Source organism: Nostoc sp. (assembly GCF_036917455.1).
Lineage (GTDB): Bacteria > Cyanobacteriota > Cyanobacteriia > Cyanobacteriales > Nostocaceae > Nostoc.
Genome location: NZ_JBALDK010000141.1, coordinates 35,597 through 55,912, shown reverse-complemented (window position 1 = coordinate 55,912; position 20,316 = coordinate 35,597). Strand labels below are relative to the sequence as shown.

At 43.7% G+C, this 20,316-nt stretch carries 22 protein-coding genes; 13 read left to right on the top strand and 9 right to left on the bottom strand.

What is annotated here, in order from left to right:
* Nucleotides 1-110: 110 nt before the first annotated feature.
* The 5 genes from rsfS (at nt 111) to V7K42_RS14530 (ending at nt 4,535) form a co-directional block, all read left to right on the top strand.
* The gene (gene rsfS / locus V7K42_RS14550) at nt 111-569 is read left to right on the top strand and encodes a ribosome silencing factor (RefSeq protein WP_334917248.1); all 459 of its coding nucleotides are present in this window, start codon (nt 111-113) and stop codon (nt 567-569) included.
* The gene (locus V7K42_RS14545; protein WP_334917246.1) at nt 566-1,066 is read left to right on the top strand and encodes a CGLD27 family protein; all 501 of its coding nucleotides are present in this window, start codon (nt 566-568) and stop codon (nt 1,064-1,066) included. Before rsfS ends, V7K42_RS14545 begins: the two co-directional genes overlap by 4 nt.
* Before the next feature lie 94 nt (nt 1,067-1,160).
* On the top strand, nt 1,161-2,114 hold the full coding sequence (locus V7K42_RS14540; RefSeq protein WP_334838077.1) for an asparaginase: 954 nt from the start codon (nt 1,161-1,163) through the stop codon (nt 2,112-2,114).
* A gap of 438 nt (nt 2,115-2,552) precedes the next feature.
* The gene (locus tag V7K42_RS14535; RefSeq protein WP_334917244.1) at nt 2,553-3,035 is read left to right on the top strand and encodes a group I intron-associated PD-(D/E)XK endonuclease; all 483 of its coding nucleotides are present in this window, start codon (nt 2,553-2,555) and stop codon (nt 3,033-3,035) included.
* A gap of 42 nt (nt 3,036-3,077) precedes the next feature.
* Nucleotides 3,078-4,535 carry a YcjF family protein gene (locus tag V7K42_RS14530; protein WP_334917242.1) on the top strand — a complete coding sequence of 486 codons (1,458 nt, stop codon included), beginning with the start codon at nt 3,078-3,080 and terminating at the stop codon, nt 4,533-4,535.
* Nucleotides 4,536-4,656: 121 nt separating this feature from the next.
* On the opposite strand, the gene V7K42_RS14525 is transcribed toward V7K42_RS14530, so the two are convergent.
* Nucleotides 4,657-5,706: a sugar transferase gene (locus V7K42_RS14525; protein WP_334917240.1), complete on the bottom strand. Its 1,050-nt coding sequence runs from the start codon at nt 5,704-5,706 to the stop codon at nt 4,657-4,659.
* Nucleotides 5,707-5,904: 198 nt separating this feature from the next.
* Between V7K42_RS14525 and V7K42_RS14520 the strand changes: the two genes are divergently transcribed.
* Nucleotides 5,905-6,702: a 7-carboxy-7-deazaguanine synthase QueE gene (locus V7K42_RS14520; RefSeq protein ID WP_334917238.1), complete on the top strand. Its 798-nt coding sequence runs from the start codon at nt 5,905-5,907 to the stop codon at nt 6,700-6,702.
* Nucleotides 6,703-6,918: 216 nt separating this feature from the next.
* On the opposite strand, the gene V7K42_RS14515 is transcribed toward V7K42_RS14520, so the two are convergent.
* The gene (locus tag V7K42_RS14515; protein WP_094342488.1) at nt 6,919-7,563 is read right to left on the bottom strand and encodes a DUF3318 domain-containing protein; all 645 of its coding nucleotides are present in this window, start codon (nt 7,561-7,563) and stop codon (nt 6,919-6,921) included.
* 77 nt (nt 7,564-7,640) lie between these two features.
* Nucleotides 7,641-8,198: a hypothetical protein gene (locus tag V7K42_RS14510; protein ID WP_334917236.1), complete on the bottom strand. Its 558-nt coding sequence runs from the start codon at nt 8,196-8,198 to the stop codon at nt 7,641-7,643.
* Nucleotides 8,199-8,583: 385 nt separating this feature from the next.
* Between V7K42_RS14510 and V7K42_RS14505 the strand changes: the two genes are divergently transcribed.
* On the top strand, nt 8,584-8,838 hold the full coding sequence (locus V7K42_RS14505) for a XisI protein (RefSeq protein WP_334917359.1): 255 nt from the start codon (nt 8,584-8,586) through the stop codon (nt 8,836-8,838).
* A gap of 26 nt (nt 8,839-8,864) precedes the next feature.
* Here the strand turns inward: V7K42_RS14505 and V7K42_RS14500 are convergent, their stop codons facing one another.
* The 6 genes from V7K42_RS14500 to V7K42_RS14475 form a co-directional block, all read right to left on the bottom strand.
* Nucleotides 8,865-9,095, bottom strand: coding sequence for a hypothetical protein (locus tag V7K42_RS14500; RefSeq protein ID WP_334917357.1), 231 nt, complete (start codon nt 9,093-9,095; stop codon nt 8,865-8,867).
* Nucleotides 9,096-9,327: 232 nt separating this feature from the next.
* Nucleotides 9,328-10,731: a ferredoxin:protochlorophyllide reductase (ATP-dependent) subunit N gene (locus V7K42_RS14495; RefSeq protein ID WP_322645198.1), complete on the bottom strand. Its 1,404-nt coding sequence runs from the start codon at nt 10,729-10,731 to the stop codon at nt 9,328-9,330.
* A gap of 176 nt (nt 10,732-10,907) precedes the next feature.
* Complete coding sequence (locus V7K42_RS14490; RefSeq protein WP_334917233.1) at nt 10,908-11,708, bottom strand: DUF5331 domain-containing protein; 801 nt, start codon at nt 11,706-11,708, stop codon at nt 10,908-10,910.
* A gap of 32 nt (nt 11,709-11,740) precedes the next feature.
* Nucleotides 11,741-12,607 carry a ferredoxin:protochlorophyllide reductase (ATP-dependent) iron-sulfur ATP-binding protein gene (gene bchL, locus V7K42_RS14485; protein WP_012410753.1) on the bottom strand — a complete coding sequence of 289 codons (867 nt, stop codon included), beginning with the start codon at nt 12,605-12,607 and terminating at the stop codon, nt 11,741-11,743.
* Nucleotides 12,608-13,274: 667 nt separating this feature from the next.
* A complete protein-coding gene (locus V7K42_RS14480; protein WP_094342498.1) occupies nt 13,275-13,529 on the bottom strand; it encodes a TIGR02450 family Trp-rich protein in 255 nt (84 codons plus the stop codon).
* A 48-nt stretch (nt 13,530-13,577) separates the two neighbouring features.
* The gene (locus V7K42_RS14475; protein WP_334917231.1) at nt 13,578-13,961 is read right to left on the bottom strand and encodes a hypothetical protein; all 384 of its coding nucleotides are present in this window, start codon (nt 13,959-13,961) and stop codon (nt 13,578-13,580) included.
* Nucleotides 13,962-14,291: 330 nt separating this feature from the next.
* Here V7K42_RS14475 and V7K42_RS28950 point away from each other — a divergent pair, with 330 nt between their 5' ends.
* The 6 genes from V7K42_RS28950 to V7K42_RS14450 all read left to right on the top strand — a co-directional run bounded on the left by V7K42_RS28950 (nt 14,292) and on the right by V7K42_RS14450 (nt 20,142).
* Complete coding sequence (locus tag V7K42_RS28950) at nt 14,292-14,447, top strand: hypothetical protein (RefSeq protein WP_442938571.1); 156 nt, start codon at nt 14,292-14,294, stop codon at nt 14,445-14,447.
* Nucleotides 14,448-14,572: 125 nt separating this feature from the next.
* A complete protein-coding gene (clpB, locus tag V7K42_RS14470; protein ID WP_334917230.1) occupies nt 14,573-17,191 on the top strand; it encodes an ATP-dependent chaperone ClpB in 2,619 nt (872 codons plus the stop codon).
* Nucleotides 17,192-17,400: 209 nt separating this feature from the next.
* The gene (locus tag V7K42_RS14465; protein ID WP_334917228.1) at nt 17,401-18,279 is read left to right on the top strand and encodes an STAS domain-containing protein; all 879 of its coding nucleotides are present in this window, start codon (nt 17,401-17,403) and stop codon (nt 18,277-18,279) included.
* A gap of 10 nt (nt 18,280-18,289) precedes the next feature.
* A complete protein-coding gene (locus tag V7K42_RS14460; RefSeq protein WP_334917226.1) occupies nt 18,290-18,751 on the top strand; it encodes an STAS domain-containing protein in 462 nt (153 codons plus the stop codon).
* Nucleotides 18,738-19,136: an anti-sigma regulatory factor gene (locus V7K42_RS14455; RefSeq protein ID WP_334917224.1), complete on the top strand. Its 399-nt coding sequence runs from the start codon at nt 18,738-18,740 to the stop codon at nt 19,134-19,136. Before V7K42_RS14460 ends, V7K42_RS14455 begins: the two co-directional genes overlap by 14 nt.
* Before the next feature lies 1 nt (nt 19,137).
* Nucleotides 19,138-20,142, top strand: a complete 1,005-nt coding sequence (locus V7K42_RS14450) for an anti-sigma regulatory factor (RefSeq protein WP_334917223.1) — start codon at nt 19,138-19,140, stop codon at nt 20,140-20,142.
* Nucleotides 20,143-20,316: the final 174 nt, after the last annotated feature.

Genomic DNA, 20,316 nt, shown 5'->3' with positions numbered 1-20,316 from the left:
TTTTGTTAGTATTCAAAAAAACCTATTGACACATTTGTCAGATCAATTGTTTGTGATTTGTAAGTAAATGTAAACAATTGTTTCAAAAGGAAAAAAGCACCTGAGGTTTAATGACTGATTATTTCCAAGGAAATTTCCCATTACAATCTGTCCCACTGACGAAGAGTGTGGTAGAGAGCCATGCCCATACCGAAGAGGAGAGCGGAAAATTAGCTGCAAAAATAGCAGAAGCTGCATCAGATCGCAAGGCGGGTGAGATTTTATTGCTCAAAGTAGCAGAGGTATCTTACCTAGCCGATTATTTTGTGATGATGACTGGCTATTCTAGGGTACAAGTCAGAGCGATCGCTCAAGCAATTGAAGGAAAAGTCGAAACTGAGTTGCAACGTCGTCCCATAAGGACAGAAGGAAAAGTCGAGGGGAGTTGGGTACTACAAGACTACGGTGATGTGATCGTTCACATCATGATGCCCAAAGAACGGGAGTTTTATAATTTAGAAGCGTTTTGGATTCATGCAGAACGTATTTCCCTTCCAGAATCTGATGAGGGTGAAGGTAAGCCAACATGATTAGGTCTTCGGTTTCAAATTGCCCAGTTCCCATAGATCAACAACCACTCAATGAGTACGAAGAGTTAAAAACTTCCTGGCTGTTTCGTGATAGTACTTTAGATTTGCGCGAGTACATCACGAAAATTGCTTGGATTTGGGGTTTATCTTGGCTGATTGCAGCACCTGTGGCCGCAGCAAGTTTTCCTCCCCACAAGTATATTGCACATTTTATCCTTTGTGGTGCCGCCGCCGCCAGTGTTGGGGTAGTACTAGCATTAGTAAGGTTGTACTTAGGCTGGTTCTACGTGTGCGATCGCCTTTGCAGTCCCACAGTATTTTATGAAGAGTCCGGCTGGTATGACGGCCAAACTTGGACGAAACCACAAGAAATCCTTAACCGCGATCGCTTAATTGTTGCATACGAAATCAAACCTATTCTGCGGCGGTTACAATTTACCTTTGCTGGCTTGGCGGGAATGTACGTTACTGGTACGATAGTTTGGCATTTGTTTTAAAGAGTCATTAATCATTGGTCATTAGTCATTAGCTAAGGACTAATGACTAATGACCAATGGCTAATTAATTAAAAAAGGTAATAAATATAAACCCATGACAATGGGAAAACGAACTCAAGCCACAGCACTGGAAGTCCGGTTGCTGCGGGAAGGTATTACTGAATCCAGGCATATAGTCCAAGCCGTTGTATGCGACGAACGCGGACGGGTTTTAACCGTTGCCGGCAATTCTGAAACTGCTGCATTTATCCGTTCAGCCCTCAAACCATTTCAGGCACTCGCTGTAACTACAACAGGAACACTGGAACGCTATGACCTTAGCGATCGCGACTTAGCAATTATTACAAGTTCCCATAAAGGAAGCATAGATCAAGTCCGACAGGTATTTAACATCCTGTGGCGGGCCGATCTTGACCCAACCATACTCCAGTGTCCAATTCCTGAAGGTAAGCACAGTCCTTTGGAATACAATTGCTCTGGAAAACATGCAGGAATGTTAGCCGTTTGTCAGCAACGCCGTTGGCCCTTGAATAACTACTTGGATCGCAAGCACCCAATACAGCAATTGATTTTGGGCAAAGTAGCAGAGTTGCTGCGAATGCCAGCTGCCGAATTTATCTGCGCTCATGATGACTGTGGCGCACCAACTTATTTGATGCAACTAGGTCACATGGCATCTTTATATGCGCTACTAGCTTCTAGTACCAATCTGGATATGGAGCGTATCGTTCGGGCTATGACTCATCACCCCGCGATGGTGGCAGGAGATGGAGAATTTGATACGGAACTGATGCGCTTAACTCCAGGGGAACTGGTCAGTAAAAGTGGTGCCGAAGGAGTGCAGTGCATTGGTAGACTCGGTGAAGGCTTGGGATTAGCAATCAAAGTCATGGATGGAACAAAACGAGCCAAACATGCCGTTGCAATTCACTTACTCAAGCAAATGGGTTGGATTAGTCCTAGCGCTGCCGAAAGCCTCTCAGAAAAGTTTGCCACCTTGGGAAAATACACCCGTTTAGAAGTAATTGGAGAATTATCGTTTTTGTAGTTGCCAAACTCTTGACTATAGGTTACTATAAATAAGTCGAGAGCAACGCGGGATAGAGCAGCCTGGTAGCTCGTCGGGCTCAACGGGCAAAGTTAACTACACGCTTATTAGTTAAGTTTGCTATGGGCGGTACATAAAGAAACTTATGTGCGTTTATCTGTCAAACTCGGGGAAGCCAATAGCGTGGTAATCCCGAACCAAGCTTCAGAAATGGAGAAGGTGTAGAGACTGGAAGGCAGACACCCTAACGATAATGACGAGGGTGAAGGGACAGTCCAGACCACAAACTAGTATAACTGGGCAACGAAAGTTGTAGTTGGTAAGCATAACCCGAAGGTCAGTGGTTCAAATCCACTTCCCGCCACCAAATTAAAATAAAACCCCCGAATTTGAAAAGATTCTGGGGTTTTGTTTTATTTAATTATTTTTATTTTGCAGATGGACACAAAGCTTAGAGGGGACATAGCAGAACAAGCTGCTGTTCTTCATGCCTTAAAGCGTGGTTGGGGAGTTTTAAAACCTTTTGGCGATCGCCTACCTTACGATCTAGCATTTGATGTAGAGGGAACTCTAATTAAAATCCAAGTCAAATATGCTTGGTTGGATGAGCCTTCCGGGAATTATGTTGTAGATAATCGCCGCACTAAAACTAATCGACGGCTGATGGTTCGAGAAGTATATCAGCTATCAGACTTTGATTTTGCCCTAGTATATATAGAGAAACTTGACCTCTTCTATGTCTTTTCCGTAAATGTGTTCATAGATTATGGGAGCGAAGTACACCTAGTTGAAGCTGAAAAAAGACAGAGGAAACCACGTTCGGCACAATATCGGAATGCTTGGGAGTTAATTTTAACAAAATCTCTAGGTAAAGAAAGTTGTGTTCGATCGCCTGTTAAATTCCCAGAAGCAGGATTTTAATCTATTCTGGAAGAAATAGCCATCTAAAAGGCGCGGAAAATCATGGTTGTGAAGTTGCAGCGACCAATTTTAGTGGGAGGATTGGGACTTTCCTTTTCTCTGTGGATGTTACAAAGTTGGCACGATTCTATAGTGCAGGTGGGTGAGTTTGGTTTGTTGAGTGCCTTAGCTGTCGGTGGTGGTTTGTGGTTATTCCAGCAAAATCGCCAGAAAGACAGTTTAGAGCAGCTAAATGGTATGCTCGTGGATCGGGCGACTGTAGAAAGTGCGATCGCTAAAACTGAAACTGTAATTAACCAACTGGCACAAGAATCAGACAACCATCCGGCGTTACAGACACTGCGAGAACAAGTTGCCCAATTGTTCTTTGAATTAGACAGACAAAAAATTAAAGTGGCTGTGACTGGCGGGAAATCCGTAGGTAAAAGCACCTTAATTCAAGTGTTAAACCAAAATCTAGAGACACAAAATTTGGTGTCTTTAGAAGAAACAGCACCATTGTTTAGAGAAACGGCTGACAATTTAGATGCCGATGTTTTAGCAGAAGTGGCAAAATCTGATTTTGTTCTGTTCCTGACAAACGGTGATTTGACAGACTCAGAATTTCAAACCATACAGCAGCTAAAAGCAGCAAATCAGCCGACAATCTTGGTTTTTAACAAACAAGACCAGTATTTAGCCGATGAAAGCGCCAGTATTTTGCTGTCATTGAAACAGCGAATGCAGGGAAATGTAGTTGCAACAGCCGCCTTTCCCATTGCAATCAAAGTCCGAAAGCATGAGGCTGATGGTAATGTGCAAGAGTGGATGGAACAACCAGCAGCAGATATCCAGCAGTTGACGCAGCAGTTGGGTGAAGTTTTGGCACAGCAGGGACAACGGTTAGTTTGGGTAACTACCATGAGGAAAGCCAGATTGCTGAAAGCTGAAGCGAAAAACTGGCTGAATAGAACCAGACGCGATCGCGCCATCCCAATTATTGAACAATATCAATGGATAGCTGCGGCTGCTGCCTTTGCTAATCCAGTTCCAGCCCTTGATATTCTGGCGACTGCGGCAATTAATGCTCAAATGGTAATGGATTTGGGTAATATCTATCGGCAGAAATTTTCCTTGGAACAAGCGCAAACCGTAGCTGGAACAATGGGAAGTTTGATGCTGAAACTGGGTTTAGTTGAACTTTCTACAAAGGCAATTAGTACTGTTCTTAAAAGTAATGCCGTTACCTTTGTTGCTGGTGGCGTAGTGCAGGGAGTAAGTGCAGCTTATCTGACTAGAGTTGCTGGGTTAAGTCTAGTTGAATATTTCCAACAGCAGGAAATAGCAATAGATTCTGGAACTGGTTTGAATTTGGAGAACTTGCGGCAAACCTTGCAAAAAGTGTTTCAGCAAAATCAGCAGATTGGTTTTTTGCAGGGATTTGTTAAACAAGGCGTAAAGCGTTTGTTGCCAGAAGTGCAGCAGGGTGAAGTAGTAGGTATTCAGAAAGCTGTAGGATAATTGCACTTACTTGGTGATGTAGAAATTTAAAATATACCCAAGCTGATTATGGACTTGGGTATATCTAACAATTATTGTGAGAGTTGGGAGTTACAAAAAAATTGTGAATAAGGGTAGTTAGCTAAACAGCACCACTGTTTCTATTAAATAGAATAGCTATCGTTTTGAAAATTAGCTTTAAATCATACACCAAACTCCAATTTTTTTGATACTGCAAATCTAGGTGAATAACATCTTCAAAACTGCGGACTGTAGAACGTCCATTGACTTGCCATTCGCCAGTCATACCGGGCTTAACATCTAAACGTTGCCACTCTGGTACTTCATAGCGTTCCACTTCATCAGGTGTAGGTGGTCTAGTGCCTACTAAACTCATTTCTCCTTTGAGTACGTTCCAAAATTGGGGTAATTCATCAAAACTAGAGCGCCGTAAAAAACGCCCTACCTTGGTAATTCTGGGGTCATTTTCATTCTTGAAAAATGCACCTTGTACTTGGTTTTTAACTTGGGATTTTTTCGCTTCTGCATCCACACACATAGAGCGAAATTTCCAAATCTCAAACCGCTTCCCCATCCAACCACAACGGGTTTGACAAAAGAAAATCGGACCGGGATCGTTAATTTGAATAGCGATCGCAATCGGAATAAATAAAACTCCTGTAATTAATAAACCGACCATAGACCCCACAATATCTAAGAACCGTTTCATCCAAGATGCCACAGAAGGGTGAGTAGTGGGTAACTGCTCTACTTTGCGGGAAGTAGTCTTCCGATTATCTACTAAGTCTTCTGGTTCTATTAACAACCCATCATCAACCGATTCTAGGGGAAAAACCTGATCCAATCCCGTAAGTTTTAAGACTGCCATGACTTGAGGCGTTACATTCCGCAGTGTTAATGTAATTCCTTTAGTCTGGGCATATTTAAAATTACTGACCAGGGCACCTAAACCACTACTATCCATAAAAGTAGTTTGGTGAAAGTCAATGATGATTTGCTTAGGATGTAAATTGTGCTGGATTAAGCTTTGGCAGGTTTGCTTAAAGCCTAAAGCCTCCAGCACGCTCAACCGCGCGGGCACCTGCATTATAGCCGTGTCATTTAGGGAATTAACTGGAAAATCGACCTCTGTCGGTTGGCTAGTCATGAAGCTCTGCACTTTCGTTGCCATGTATAATGTAATCTGCCAAACATTATTTTGTCCTCCAAAATTACCTAACCGAATATTGGAATCAGTATTAATAAGGACTAATTTTTATTTACCGGGGCTGAGATTGGAGATCGCTAGCGACGATTCACAATAGAACAAGAAGCCAAAAAATATCCTTGCTGTTGTGCCGACGCAGCGCGATCGCGTTGCTCTCATCAAATGATTGCTAAAACTACGGTTACACCTACCGCACGCCTAGTTGAGGTCTTTTCTGCCATTCAAGGGGAAGGACTGAATGTAGGGACGCGTCAGATATTTATTCGTTTTGCCTTGTGTGATTTGCGCTGTCACTTTTGTGATAGTGCCCAAACTTGGAATGCACCTGTTACTTGTCGGATAGAGCGATCGCCTGGATTGCGCGACTTTGAAATCCACTCTAACCCTGTCTCTTTACCCATATTAATCGAATGGGTAAAACAGCAAAATCTACCTTATCTACACGATAGCATTAGCTTAACTGGAGGCGAACCACTTCTTCATGCCCCATTTTTAACGCAGTTTCTACCCCAAGTGCGAGACATAACTGGTTTACCCATATACTTAGAAACTGGCGGACATCGCCCAGAACAACTAGCGATGATTCTTCCCTATTTAGACTCTGTGGGTATGGATTTCAAATTGCCCAGTGTTAGCGGCGAAAGCCATTGGCAAGAACATGCTAAATTTCTCCAATTATGTCATGCTTCATATTTAAATGTTTTTGTCAAGATAATTGTGTCTCAAAACACAGATCCAGCCGAGTTGGAACGTTCAGCTTCCTTGGTGGCAGAGGTTAGTCCAGATATCTCAGTATTTTTACAACCTGTTACGCCTTTAGCAGTATCTGAACAATTCTCCCCAATACCGATGCTTGCACCTACGGCCGATCAAGTTTTGACCTGGCAAGCTTTGATGAAGGGGTTTATCAAGCACGTGCGTGTGATCCCTCAGACGCATAAGATGCTTAACCAACTGTAAAAGCTTCTGTAAAATTTGAGTTTGATAAAGATGTAGTCAAGAAAAAAGTAAGATTCGATGAAATAGTCATTGCTGCCGCGAATCAGTAAAGCAGCAGCCGCCTCAGCAGCCATTCCCAGCCAAAGTCAGAGTTTGAAGTTTAGATTTCACACTAAACTCCAAACTCCTACCTCTTAACTCCTAATAACAAATGACAAATGACAAATGACTAACTAATTACAACCCGCCTTCATCTGGAGTTTTGGATTTAGCTTTTGCTTTATTAGCACTGCGTTTGAGAGCAGAGAGCCTTGCTTCGTATTTCGACCGTTGGCGCTTACTAGGAGTATTGTCAATCAGGGTTTTCAAGGCGCTACCGAGACTCTTGTAGGCATTGGGGAGGCTATAACCAAAACGAGTTGCTAAGGCGATCGCTTTCTCATCAGCATTGAGCAATTCTCTTAGTTGCTTTTCCCCACTATTCTTTTGGTACAGTCGCCACCCTGACACGCCACATAGCGACAAAGCTAACACCAGCAGCAATCCATCTTGTACCCACAATTCGCCGACAGCACCACCTAAACCGATGGCTAGTGCTGCCATTTCCCAACCATCTTTAGGAATTGTGTCATTTTGAACGCGAGCAACTTCATGCCAGAACAGCAGATTACGCTGATCCATTGCGAGGGCATCCCATTTCACCAGATCAATTTGAATTTCTACCTGGTCTTTACCAATTTCTTCGCAGCGAACCAGGGGTGGATTGACCTCAGTTGTGCCTTCAACCGTGACCCAGCTCTGTAATTCTGGCGGTAGTAAGCCTTTCAACCGCCGTAGTTCACTCATTTCCGCTTTGGCAGAGGAGGTTGCATAGGATGTCATAATATCCAGCCCCAGAAAATTTCAGTATATAGTGAGGGTATCACTTTGGAGTATAGCTATTTAAGTGATGATCCGTCTCAGTCGTTGGGAAAACTTCCTCGTTTTTTCCGCGCCTCCATTGCCTTTTCTAGCAAATCTAGTAATCCTGGCGCTTCTTCCTGGATACTGAGTAACAGTCTTTCCCCAAGTTCTATATTCCCCGGATCGAGACCTGTCGCCATCACTTCTTTCAGGCGAGGTATCGCTATCCCATCCACAATCTGAATTAACCCACTCAGACAACGGTGAAATTGCTTTTCTGTGAGAATCGAGTCTTCTAGTGGAAACTCAATAATGGCACGAATTTCACCATCAGATGGGTCATACTCCCATTGCAACATTTTGGTTTCCCAGGAAATGGCAAGCATTGTCTGTAGGATAGCTGCCTTGTGAGGATGATCTTGAATTCCTGCCAGAACTTGAGGGGCAAATACCCGAAAAAATTTTCCCTCTTCATCTAACTGAACAACTATTAGAAAATCTTCTAAGTTATCAGCCTCCACACCTGTTATAATTCGGTCTTCTTCATCATCAAAACGGTAGTCCCAACCAAGATTATCTAAATACTTGGCAATTTGTTTGAGGTTAGCTCCCATAAAAGCCTCATAAGGAACGTGGAGCAGCTGTTACCAGACCTAGTTTAACCTGTCAGGGGAGTTGTTTAGGTTGGTGTAGATACTTCTGATTACATAGAAGTATGCAATTAGGGAATTGGGAATTTAAGATAGAAAAAATAGATGAGCGTTCGGTGCTGTGAATGATATTTGCTGAAGGACTTTTGCTCATTCTTAAAAAAGCACACTTAAAATTGTTGTCTCGCTAGGTTGTCAATGTATTCTTGAAATTTCAAAGTCATCAACTCTGTTTACTAATTTATAATATTGAACAGGAGGCGATAAACCAATGGCAAATCTAGACAAATATCGACAATATATTAATAATTTACTTTAACAACACGCTAGTACTGTTTGGGATAATCGAATTCAGGCAGAGACAATTTTTGATACAGAACACGATCGTTACCAACTAGTTTATGTAGGTTGGCGGGAGCAAGACTGCATATATTGCCCTATTCTCCATCTAAATATTATTAGCGAAAAAATCTGGATTCAGCAAGATGGGATAGAGGTAGAAATTGCTAATGAATTAGTTGAATTAGGTGTCCCGAAAGAGGATATTGTTTTAGGTTTTCAGTTACCCTCTGTGCGGAAACATACAGATTTTACTGTTAGTTAGTTGAATTTATTAAAAATAGCGATTCGCTAATCTAAATCGAGATAAATTAGGTTTTCTTCTTGTACATTATCCAAAGCTTTGAGTAGATATTTTTTGTTACATTCTGATTTGAGAAGATAAGTAGTTTCATCTTTTTCAGTTGGTGGTTCAATTAGTATAATAACTTCTACCACAGTTTCTTCTGGTAATTCAGTTGTAGAAAGTTCAATTTTGCCATCTTTTCCGACAATAGCCTTTTGCTTAATTCCACTAAGCATAATTTGGCGTTGCAGGCGTTGCATAAATGCGGGATGAATTGGCGAGTGAAACTATTGATAATTCGTTTCAAATTGAGCGAAATCATCCCATGATTCAGCAACGCCGATATTTTTATATATGACGCAATTTACTCTGCGTTCTCTGCGCCTCTGCGGTTCGTAAAAAAAGACGAACCCGAAAGTTCGCCCCTACTCACATAGTCTTATAATGTTGCTCAATCCAAACCCAAATCTAAATTTTCGCTTCTTCTCTCACCAACTTATCCCAACCCAAATCTTTCAAATTATTATTCCGACGCAACGGACGAGTCACCAACTCTAATATGTCACGCGCATTGGTAAAGCCGTGAATTTGAGCAAAAGTGAACTCCACAGACCACTTAGTATTAATACCGCGTGCCTCCAACGGATTAGCATGAGCCATACCAGTAATTACCAAATCTGGTTTCAACTCATAAATTCGCTGAAGTTGATTGTAATTATCCGGCTTCTCTACAATCCTTGGCAGGGGTGAATTCATTTCTTGGCAAGTTTTCTCCAGCAATGCCAATTCAGCAGCTTGATAGCGCTTATCCATGTAAGGAATGCCGATTTCGTGAACAGTCATCCCACAACGGATTAAGAATCTTGCTTGGGAAATTTCCAACAAGTTATCACCCATGAAGAATACAGATTTACCGCGAATCAGTTTCACGTAATCTTCCAAACCTGCCCAAATTTGTGCTTCCCGTTCATCCAAACCCTTGGGAGTAATACCGAACACTGAGCAGATTTTCTCAATCCAAGCGCGGGTTCCATCGGGGCCAATGGGGAAGGGTGCGCCAATAAGTTTACACTTGCGGCGGCGCATTAAGGTGGTAGCTGTGCGGCTGAGGAAGGGGTTGACACCAGCGACATAATACCCTTCTTCTAATACTGGCAATTCAGTGAAGCGCTTCGCCGGTAGCCAGCCGGAAACTTTGATGCCTTGTTTCTTCAGTTCCAAAGTTAACTGAGTAACTACGGGGTCGGGAAGGGAGCCAAAGAGAACTAAGGGTGGATGATCTACATACTCAGATTCATCTTGGGCGACATCTTCTTTCTTCTTACCGAAGTTGAGCAATTTAGCGATCGCATTCCGTTCGCTCTTCTCTGTTTCCGCCACAGGAGCCTTATCAGGGCAACGGTTAGCCATTGCTGCTAAAACAGTGTCTTCCCCTTGGGTGAAGGCGTAATCTAGACCATTTGCCCGCGCTACAACGATAGGAATCCCGATTTCAGATTCTAGCTTCGGCGCTAAACCTTCTAAATCTGTTTTGATAATTTCGGTGGTGCAAGTGCCAATCCAGACAATTACACTAGGATTGCGATCGCGTTTAATCTGCAAGCACAACCGCTTTAACTCTTCATAATCACTCAGTTGTGCCGAAATATCGCCCTCTTCCAACTCTGCCATTGCATAGCGGGGTTCAGCAAAAATCATCACCCCCATCGCATTTTGCAGGAAGTAGCCACAAGTTTTTGTCCCAATCACCAAAAAGAAGCTATCTTCAATTTTTTGGTATAACCACGCCACGCAGCTAATTGGGCAAAAGGTATGGTAGTTCCCAGTTTCACACTCAAAGTTTAAAGCTTCTGGTTGTTGAGCGACAGTCATTTTGGTTTTTTCTCCCCTTGATATTTAATGGCAGATCGACGAATTTTAGATTTTAGATTGATAATTTTGGATTGAAGACTGGGACAACAAAAGTATCCTCTGTCTAACGACAATTTCCCTAACTCCTAATCCAAAACCCCAAATCTAAAACTTAAAATTGCGAAGAACAGCAATAATTAAGCGTTGGGGAAGAGACGGGCAATTTCTGATTCATCAAAAACGCCTGCTGGTAGTTCTTCCCCTAACAAATCGTTATTTTCTTCAGCCTTTTGCAAAGCTGTTTCATCACCCCAGACATCTGACAACACGTCTTTAAACGCATTCTCATCTAGTGAACTATCTTCAAGCGCCTGGTCATCATCCAGCTTTACTTCCATTGCATCTGAGGTATCGAAGGCAATTTCCCCAAACTCATCTGCTTCTAAACTAGAGATTTCGAGAGACTCATCTTTTGATGTGTGTCCGTTGGATAAGGAAATATCGCCAAAGTCATTTTCGGTTTCCTCCAACTCGCTGATTTCCAAACTTTGATCGTCGGAATCCAGGATTGCGAACTCTTGAACTACCACCTCCGCCACAAAGCCATTGGTATAGCCATTGGTATGAGAATGTGTCAATGTTTCATCTTCAGGCTTTTCATCAACGATCGCTGCTGCTTCTTCTACGTATTTCTCTACATCTGAGTTGATAGCAAAGCGATTACCGAGAGCGAAATCTGGGTCAAAATGCAAATCCAGCACCTCAATTAGGGTATCGGCATCAGGATTAAGTTTGGCAAAGGGCAACATTAACTGCGCTAGCTTTGGCTCTAGGGCATTAAGAACTCCCAGGATGAGGTAAGAAGGTGGTCGCTTCCCGCCATCAGGGGTGTACACTGATTCCACTTCCATGTGCAGGGTAATCCAGTCTCGATTATTCTGGAAAAATTGCAACCACTTTTGTTTTATTGAATCCGTAAAGCTGTGAAAGAAAGCCATGTTATTGTCCCCCATCCTGAGAACTTGGTGATTTATACAATCATCAAGTCTAGTTCCTCTTCTGAATTAGGAACCTGGGGTTTACCCGGATTTAGATAAAAATCGGACAACAAAGAGAACAACTCCCGATCTGGTGTGTCGTTAGGTACAACACCTTCGGGACGCGCCAGAATTTGGTCGGCAATGTTGAGATAGTAGTCGCAAACGTAGTCTAGGGAAGGATCTTGCTCTGCCATTTCAAACAAAGTCTTACCTTTCACACGGGAAACACGGATATCTTCAATCAATGGTAAAACTTCCAAAACTGGCATGGGCACAGCTTCTATATATTTTTCAATCAAGTCGCGCTTGGAGGTGCGATTGCCAATCAACCCTGCTAGACGCAGTGGGTGAGTTCGGGCTTTTTCGCGGACTGAAGCAGCAATCCGATTAGCCGCAAACAAAGCATCAAAGCCGTTGTCTGTAACAATCAGGCAGTAATCTGCATAGTTGAGTGGTGCAGCAAATCCACCGCAAACTACGTCACCCAGAACGTCAAAAAGAATTACATCGTACTCATCAAAAGCGTTGAGTTCTTTAAGTAATTTTACGGTTTCACCGACTACGTAGCCGCCACATCCAGCACCAGCTGGTGGGCCACCAGCTTCTACGCAATCCACACCGCCGTAGCCTTTATAAATTACATCTTCCGGCCAGACATCTTCGTAGTGATAGTCTTTTTCTTGGAGGGTGTCGATAATTGTGGGAATCAAAAACCCAGTCAGGGTGAAGGTGCTGTCATGTTTTGGATCGCAGCCAATTTGCAGCACTTTCTTGCCACGTTTAGCTAGGGCGACGGATATATTACAGCTAGTTGTGGATTTACCGATACCACCTTTTCCGTAGACTGCTAGTTTCACTGTTGTTTCCCTCTTATAGCTTCTTGTCAAACTTGTGGCTCAAACATTTGCCTTCACCTTTCCTGAGATGGCGATGCGTGAGGTCTGTTGATGTCATTATTGGGCAAATTACATAGAAAAGAAAGTGGCTCTTAATTTTTAAACCGGTTTTATCCGATGGATTAGAACTTAATTATGGGTATTTGGGTTTTAATTCCCTTAAAAGTCCTATTTTGCTCTAAAAGCTATCTATAAAAAGTTTTTATTACTTATTTTTATAAAAATAGTTACAAAATAAAAAAAATGAAATAGTTATTTTTGAATGGTTTTCATAGAATTAGCTGATGTTCGTGCAACGTGTTTTCACGGCATTGGGACGCATGGTCAAGGGTAAAGAGAGGTATATGCAGCCTGATACTGGAAATACTACTGGAATTTGCGTTAGCGTAGCTCACTGAAGGCATCGCAGATAAATTGCCTGTTTTCAGTCGGTAGCCCAAACCATTTAATTGCTGCTTGAGAGTGAGTTAGTGGGATTTTGTAAAATATTATTAAATTGGCAAATATTGCCTAATTCTAAGCCAAGGCGAATAGAATTTGCGGCTACCTGCGGGTAGCCCACCTCTGTGCGCTAATAAGAGTAAGAGAATAATCGGCGAGTGTACGTAAGTCCTAATTAGGAAGTTAATTAGGACACTTCAGTTTTAATTTCTTGGATTTCTTGTAATGTTTGCCAGCCAGCTTGCCACTGGGAGTTATCTTGTAATAATTTGGCATTTATCCAAAAACGGACTTTAGGATCGCAAGCAGAAACCATTTCGGCGTAAACCCACTTAGCCTGATTTTTCCGATTGACAACTTGGAAGTGTCTCCAACCATCAACTTTCTGCTGTGCTGTCCACTTAGAACCAACTAAATAAGGAAATTTTTGTTTTTTAGTCATTTGTCATTTGTCATTGGGAAAACACTTTCTTTATTCCCCATTCCCCACCTAAAATGTCACTAAATCACCGTTACGGGTAAACTTCTGGCAATCCAACTCATTATCTTGCTGAACGCATAGCGAAAACCATCTGATATGGCTCCAGCAGGTGTTGATGTTGTTGGTAATTTTGCGCTTTTTTTTAGAAAGGCGTTGTCTTACAACTTCATTAGGGCAAAGAATTTCTAACGTACCCATATCATCTTTGTCATTAACGATGCGAAATAGACAGTTTTGCAACATCGCACGGCTACTACTGTCGAAGAATCGCTTAAATCGCTGTAGCTTTTCCCCTTCAGTCATTTGGCTGATGGGTTTTATTTTCAAAAAATCCTCATCTTCTAAGTCAAAGTCATCATCTTCAAAGTCGTAGGGGTCAATCATTTTCAACATCCACTAGGCGACCTGGGATTATTACACTGCGATCGCACAACCAGTCAACCATCGTTGTGAGTACTGCCAAGCCACTTAACTAATCGGGAGCAACGCGAAAAAGTGAGATCATCGTCTAATGAGCAGGGGGAGCAGGGGAGGCAGGGGGAGCAGGGGGAGTAAAGAAAAATTTAAGTATATTTTACTACTAAAAGGCTAAAAGATATACTTAAATTATTTCTCTCCCCCTGCCTCCCCTGCCTCCTCTGCCTCCCCTGCCTCCTCTGCCTCCCCTGCCTCCTCTGCCTCCCCTGCTTACTCACCTCACAAAATCGCATTGCTCCCTAACTAATCTTTAATTTTCCGTTTGAGGTTGAGCATATCATCCCGCTCTCTCGGCAAGATAAAAATGATGAAGCAAATTTAACCCTTGCCTTAAGTGCAATACTTGAGAATTGCAAATGGAAAATCGGAACTAGGGGAAAATACCACTTTTTAAAGATGTGAACACCGATCTAGGCGATCGCTCCCCTCTTCATACAATATCTATTAACAGCAGAAATTATCTTTACTTAGTGTTCTGGTGGTAGCCTCTGACAAGGTGCTGCACCTCTACGTTCCTGAAAAAGCCTATGCAACCTACTAATCCTAACCAATTTACAGAAAAAGCTTGGGAAGCGATCGCCCATACCCCGGATATTGTTAAACAATATCAACAACAGCAGATAGAAAGCGAACACCTGATGAAAGCTTTGCTAGAACAAGATGGTCTAGCAACCGGAATTCTTACTAAAGCGGGTGTTAACCTTCAAAAACTGCGCGATCGCACCGAACAATTTTTTCAACGTCAGCCGAAAGTATCTGGTAATAGTACCTCAGTATACTTGGGACGTAGCTTAGATACACTTCTAGATCGAGCAGACGTGTATCGCAAAGAGTTTCAAGATGAATATATTTCAATTGAACACTTATTGCTGGGTTATGCCAAAGATGACCGTTTTGGCAAAGCTTTATTCCAAGAGTTTGCTTTAGACGAAGGCAAACTAAAAAATATTATTAAACAAGTTCGTGGGAGTCAAAAAGTGACCGATCAAAATCCAGAAGGCAAATACGAAGCACTGGAAAAATACGGGCGCGACCTTACAGAAGCCGCGCGTAAAGGTCAACTCGATCCAGTAATTGGGCGAGATGATGAGATTCGCCGCACTGTGCAAATTCTCTCTCGCCGCACCAAGAATAACCCTGTGTTAATTGGTGAACCAGGTGTTGGTAAAACTGCGATCGCCGAAGGATTAGCCCAACGCATTATTGCAGGTGATGTACCCCAATCTCTCAAAGACCGCAAGCTAATTTCTTTAGATATGGGTGCTTTGATTGCGGGGGCAAAATTCCGGGGTGAATTTGAAGAACGCCTGAAAGCAGTATTAAAAGAAGTTACTGAATCTGGCGGCAATATTGTTTTATTTATTGATGAAATTCACACCGTTGTCGGCGCTGGTGCAACTCAAGGCGCGATGGATGCGGGTAATTTATTAAAACCGATGTTGGCGCGGGGCGAATTGCGCTGTATTGGGGCGACAACTCTAGATGAGTACCGCAAACATATCGAAAAAGATGCCGCACTAGAAAGACGTTTCCAGCAAGTTTATGTCGATCAGCCTAGTGTAGAAGATAGTATTTCGATTTTGCGCGGCTTGAGAGAACGTTATGAAAACCACCACGGGGTGAAGATTTCTGATAGTGCTTTAGTCGCCGCCGCCGTATTGTCGAGTCGATATATTAGCGATCGCTTCCTTCCTGATAAAGCCATTGACTTGGTAGACGAAGCCGCCGCGAGATTGAAAATGGAGATCACCTCCAAACCAGAAGAACTCGACGAAATCGATCGCAAGATTCTGCAATTGGAAATGGAGAAGCTATCGCTGAAAAAAGAAAGTGATGCCGCTTCTCGCGAACGTCTAGAAAAATTGGAAAAAGAAATTGCCGATCTCAAAGAAGACCAAAGAACCCTAAATACTCAATGGCAGTCTGAAAAAGATATTATTGACAAAATTCAGTCGGTTAAAAAAGAGATTGAACGGGTCAACTTAGAGATTCAGCAAGCAGAACGCGATTATGACCTTAATCGGGCTGCGGAGTTGAAATACGGCAATTTAACCAGTTTGCATCGCCAATTAGAAGCAGTAGAAGCTGAATTGGCAAGCGCCCAAAGAAGTGGTAAATCACTATTACGGGAAGAAGTTACAGAAGGTGATATTGCTGAAATTATTTCTAAATGGACAGGAATTCCCATCAGCAAGTTGGTGGAATCTGAGAAAGAGAAACTGCTGCATTTAGAAGATGAACTGCATCGCCGCGTGATTGGACAAGAAGAAGCAGTCACAGCTGTAGCGGATGCCATTCAGCGATCGCGCGCTGGACTAGCCGATCCCAATCGTCCCATCGCTAGCTTTATTTTTCTTGGGCCAACAGGTGTGGGTAAAACCGAGTTGGCAAAAGCGCTGGCGGGATTTATGTTCGATAGCGAAGATTCGCTAGTGCGAATCGATATGTCGGAATACATGGAGAAACACGCCGTCTCCCGCTTAATCGGTGCGCCTCCGGGATATGTGGGTTACGAAGAAGGCGGACAACTTACAGAAGCGATTCGCCGCCGTCCTTATTCAGTGATTCTCTTCGACGAAATCGAGAAAGCACACCCGGATGTATTCAATATCTTCTTGCAAATTCTCGATGATGGTCGCGTCACTGATGCCCAAGGTCATAAGGTGGACTTCAAAAACGCTATTATCATCATGACTAGCAACATCGGCTCGCAGTATATTCTTGATGTCGCTGGGGATAATGCCCACTACGATGAAATGCGCCGTCGGGTAATGGAAGCGATGCGAAATAGCTTCCGTCCAGAATTCCTAAACCGGATTGACGAAATCATCATCTTCCACGGTTTAGATAAGAAGGAATTGCGCCAAATTGTACTATTGCAAGTTGAGAGATTGCGCCAAAGATTGAGCGATCGCAAAATATCCCTGAAACTCTCGGATACTGCACTTGACTTTTTAGCAGAAGTAGGGTATGACCCCGTATATGGGGCGCGTCCACTGAAGCGGGCGATTCAGCGCGAGTTAGAAACTCAAATTGCTAAAGCCATCTTGCGTGGTGAATTCAACAACGGCAACACCATCTTTGTAGATGTGCAAAATGAGCGTCTTTCTTTTAGCCGCTTACCTGCTGAAGTGTTTACTAGCTAATTAAATTCATTCAAAACCTGACGCAAAGACGCTAAGTTACACAAAACCGCCTTTGCGTTTTTTATTAAACTCATTTTCATCCAAACTTTTTCAGACAAATTTTAAAACTTAAGTCCAACGGCAGAATGTTGCCCATCTCTGTGAAAAAAATCCTTCTCCAACTTCAGCTTTGACGTTGAGCTGAATCGTCATACACTGATTTTGGACTAATGAAAACGATTGCACTTATACTAACGATGAGCGAAAGCAAAATACCAGAGATCCTGGAAACCTTCGAGGCAGAACTGCTGTCGGAGTGGACTCAGGAGTTAGCCAATGTCAATATTCGTAAAGGCTTAATTAAAGAAGGCGAGCTAAAGGAAGAGTGCCGGGAATTCCTTAGCTTGTTTCGGATCGCCGTTGGGCATGGCAAGTTGACCAATGTTCAGGCAGGGACATGGCAGGAGATGCGGGAGATCCTGACTAGCATTTCTCGATCGCGATCGCAAAAAGGTTTCACACCTTCAGAAACCGCTACATTCGTCTTTTCGTTCAAGCAACCCCTCTTCAACCGAATGCGGCAGCAATTAAAAGACCCCATTGAATTGGGTGACGAGATATGGCTAGCCACAAGCTTACTGGATCAGCTAGGATTGCTGACCATTGAAGTGTATCAAAAGATGCGGGAAGAAGTAATTTTGCGGCAGCAGGAAGAATTAATGGAGTTGTCTACCCCAGTGATTAAACTCTGGGAGGGAATTTTGGCATTACCCATTATCGGCACCCTGGATAGTGCCCGCACTCAAATGATGATGGAGTCGTTATTGCAGAAGATTGTCGAAACTGGGTCAGAAGTTGCCATTATTGACATTACTGGGGTTCCTACCGTCGATACCCTCACCGCTCAACATCTGCTCAAAACCGTTACTGCTGCCCGTCTCATGGGAGCCGATTGTATGATCAGTGGGATTCGTCCTCAAATTGCCCAAACCATCGTTTATCTCGGCATTGATTTGGCAAATGTCACAACCAAGGCGACGTTAGCCGATGCCTTTCTCATAGCGCTAAAACGGTTGGGAGCGACCATTACCCACTCTCAACCTCAATAGGTAGGAACCAATGGAAGGCATTCCTATACTCAAAATGGGCAATTTCTTGATTGTGACGATCCAAGTGGATATGCACGATCGCCTTGCCATGACGCTACAAGATGACTTAACCAACCGCATCGCCCAAACTCAGTCCCAGGGTGTCTTGATCGATATTTCTGCATTAGACATTGTTGATTCATTCATTGGGAGGATTTTAGCCAACATTGCCAAAACGTCACGAGTCTTAGATGCCCAAACAGTTGTCGTGGGTATGCAGCCTGCTGTGGCAATTACCCTGGTGGAATTGGGGCTGTCGCTGACAGGCATTCGCACTGCCCTAAACGTAGAAAAGGGCATGGCACTGTTGCGATTGCCTCCGGCACGGCAGGGCCGAACGCTTCCAGCGGGCGGGACACCACCGTCACTCAATGAAACCACAAATCAGGTCGCTGCCACCAAAGGGAGTGCAGATGACAATGGAGAAGACTGAAACGCTCAACATTCAATCTTCTGGTGATGTAGTCTTAGTTCGACAAGCCGTGCGCCAGTTGGGGGTGGAAATTGGCTTTAGCTTAGTAGACCAAACTAAAATTGTGACCGCCGCCAGTGAGTTAGCCCGCAATACCTTAGACTATGGGGGAGGTGGCACAGTCAAGCTAGAAACGCTTCAGGAAGGGAGACGGCGAGGACTGCGGCTGACCTTTGAAGATCGGGGGCCGGGAATTCCCGATATTGAACTGGCGCTGAAAGATGGGTTTACCACAGGCGGCGGGTTGGGTATGGGGCTGGGCGGTGCCAAACGACTTGCCAACGAGTTTGAGATTCAGTCTGCTGTGGGAGAAGGAACGCGGGTAACAATTGTACGATGGAAATAAAATGCGAGAATCTGTCGCCATTACAATTACTGAATCTAGCCAGACTGGAGAAGCGCGACGGGTAGCGATCGCTTTAGCAACTCGCCTCGGCTTTCAGGAAACAGAACGGGGCAAGGTTGGAATTGTGGTGACAGAGGTTGCGAGCAATCTAATCCAGCACGGTCAGGGTGGAGTGTTATTGCTAAGAGCGATCGAACACAATTCAGCCATCGGTATTGAAGTTTTGTCGTTAGATAAAGGACGGGGAATGGTCGATGTGGATGAGTGTTTGCAAGATGGCTTTTCCACAGCTGGAACATTAGGCAATGGACTAGGCGCAATTCGTCGTCTCTCTGGTTTATTTGAAATTTACTCCATTCCCAACAAAGGGACGGCTCTGGTCGCTCACCTCTGGTCAGACTCTACACCCCATCCGCCAAAAAAGACCTTAGAAATTGGGGCGGTCTGTTTGCCCAAACGAGGCGAAGAAGTTTCTGGAGATGCCTGGGCTTGTCAAGTGGATCGTTGCCGCAGCCTGTTGCTAGTAGTCGATGGCTTAGGGCATGGGCCTGCGGCTGCCACTGCTGCTTCAAGTGCCGTCAGAATTTTTCAAGAACATCATCGATCTCCTGCTGCGATCGTCGAAGCTGCTCATGCCGCCTTGCGAAGTACCCGAGGAGCAGTACTAGCCATTGCCGAAATCGACTTTGAACAAGAGTCTGTCCGCTTTGCTGGAATTGGCAATATCACTACCAGCATTTTCTCGTTTACGGAACACCACCATCTCCTATCTCATAACGGCATAGTCGGACATGAAATCCGCAAAATTCAAGAGTTTAGCTACCCCTGGTATGCCAACGGACTTTTAATTATGCATTCTGATGGATTAGATACTAAGTGGCAACTCGATCGCTATCCCGGTTTAAGTCAAAAACATCCCAGTTTGATTGCAGGTGTCTTATACCGAGATTTTAACCGAGATCGGGACGATGTGACAGTGTTAGTGGCGAAAGGAATGGGTAGTTAAGGAGCTTGTAGCAGCTTTCGTCTTCCCTGTAAGAGGTTCTGCGTTCACGTTTCCGTATTTCGCGTAGCTTGTAGCAGCTTCCGTCTTGCCTGTAAGAGGTTCTGCGTTCACGTTTCCGTGTTTCGCGTAGCTTGTAGCAGCTTCCGTCTTGCCTGTAAGAGGTTCTGCGTTCAC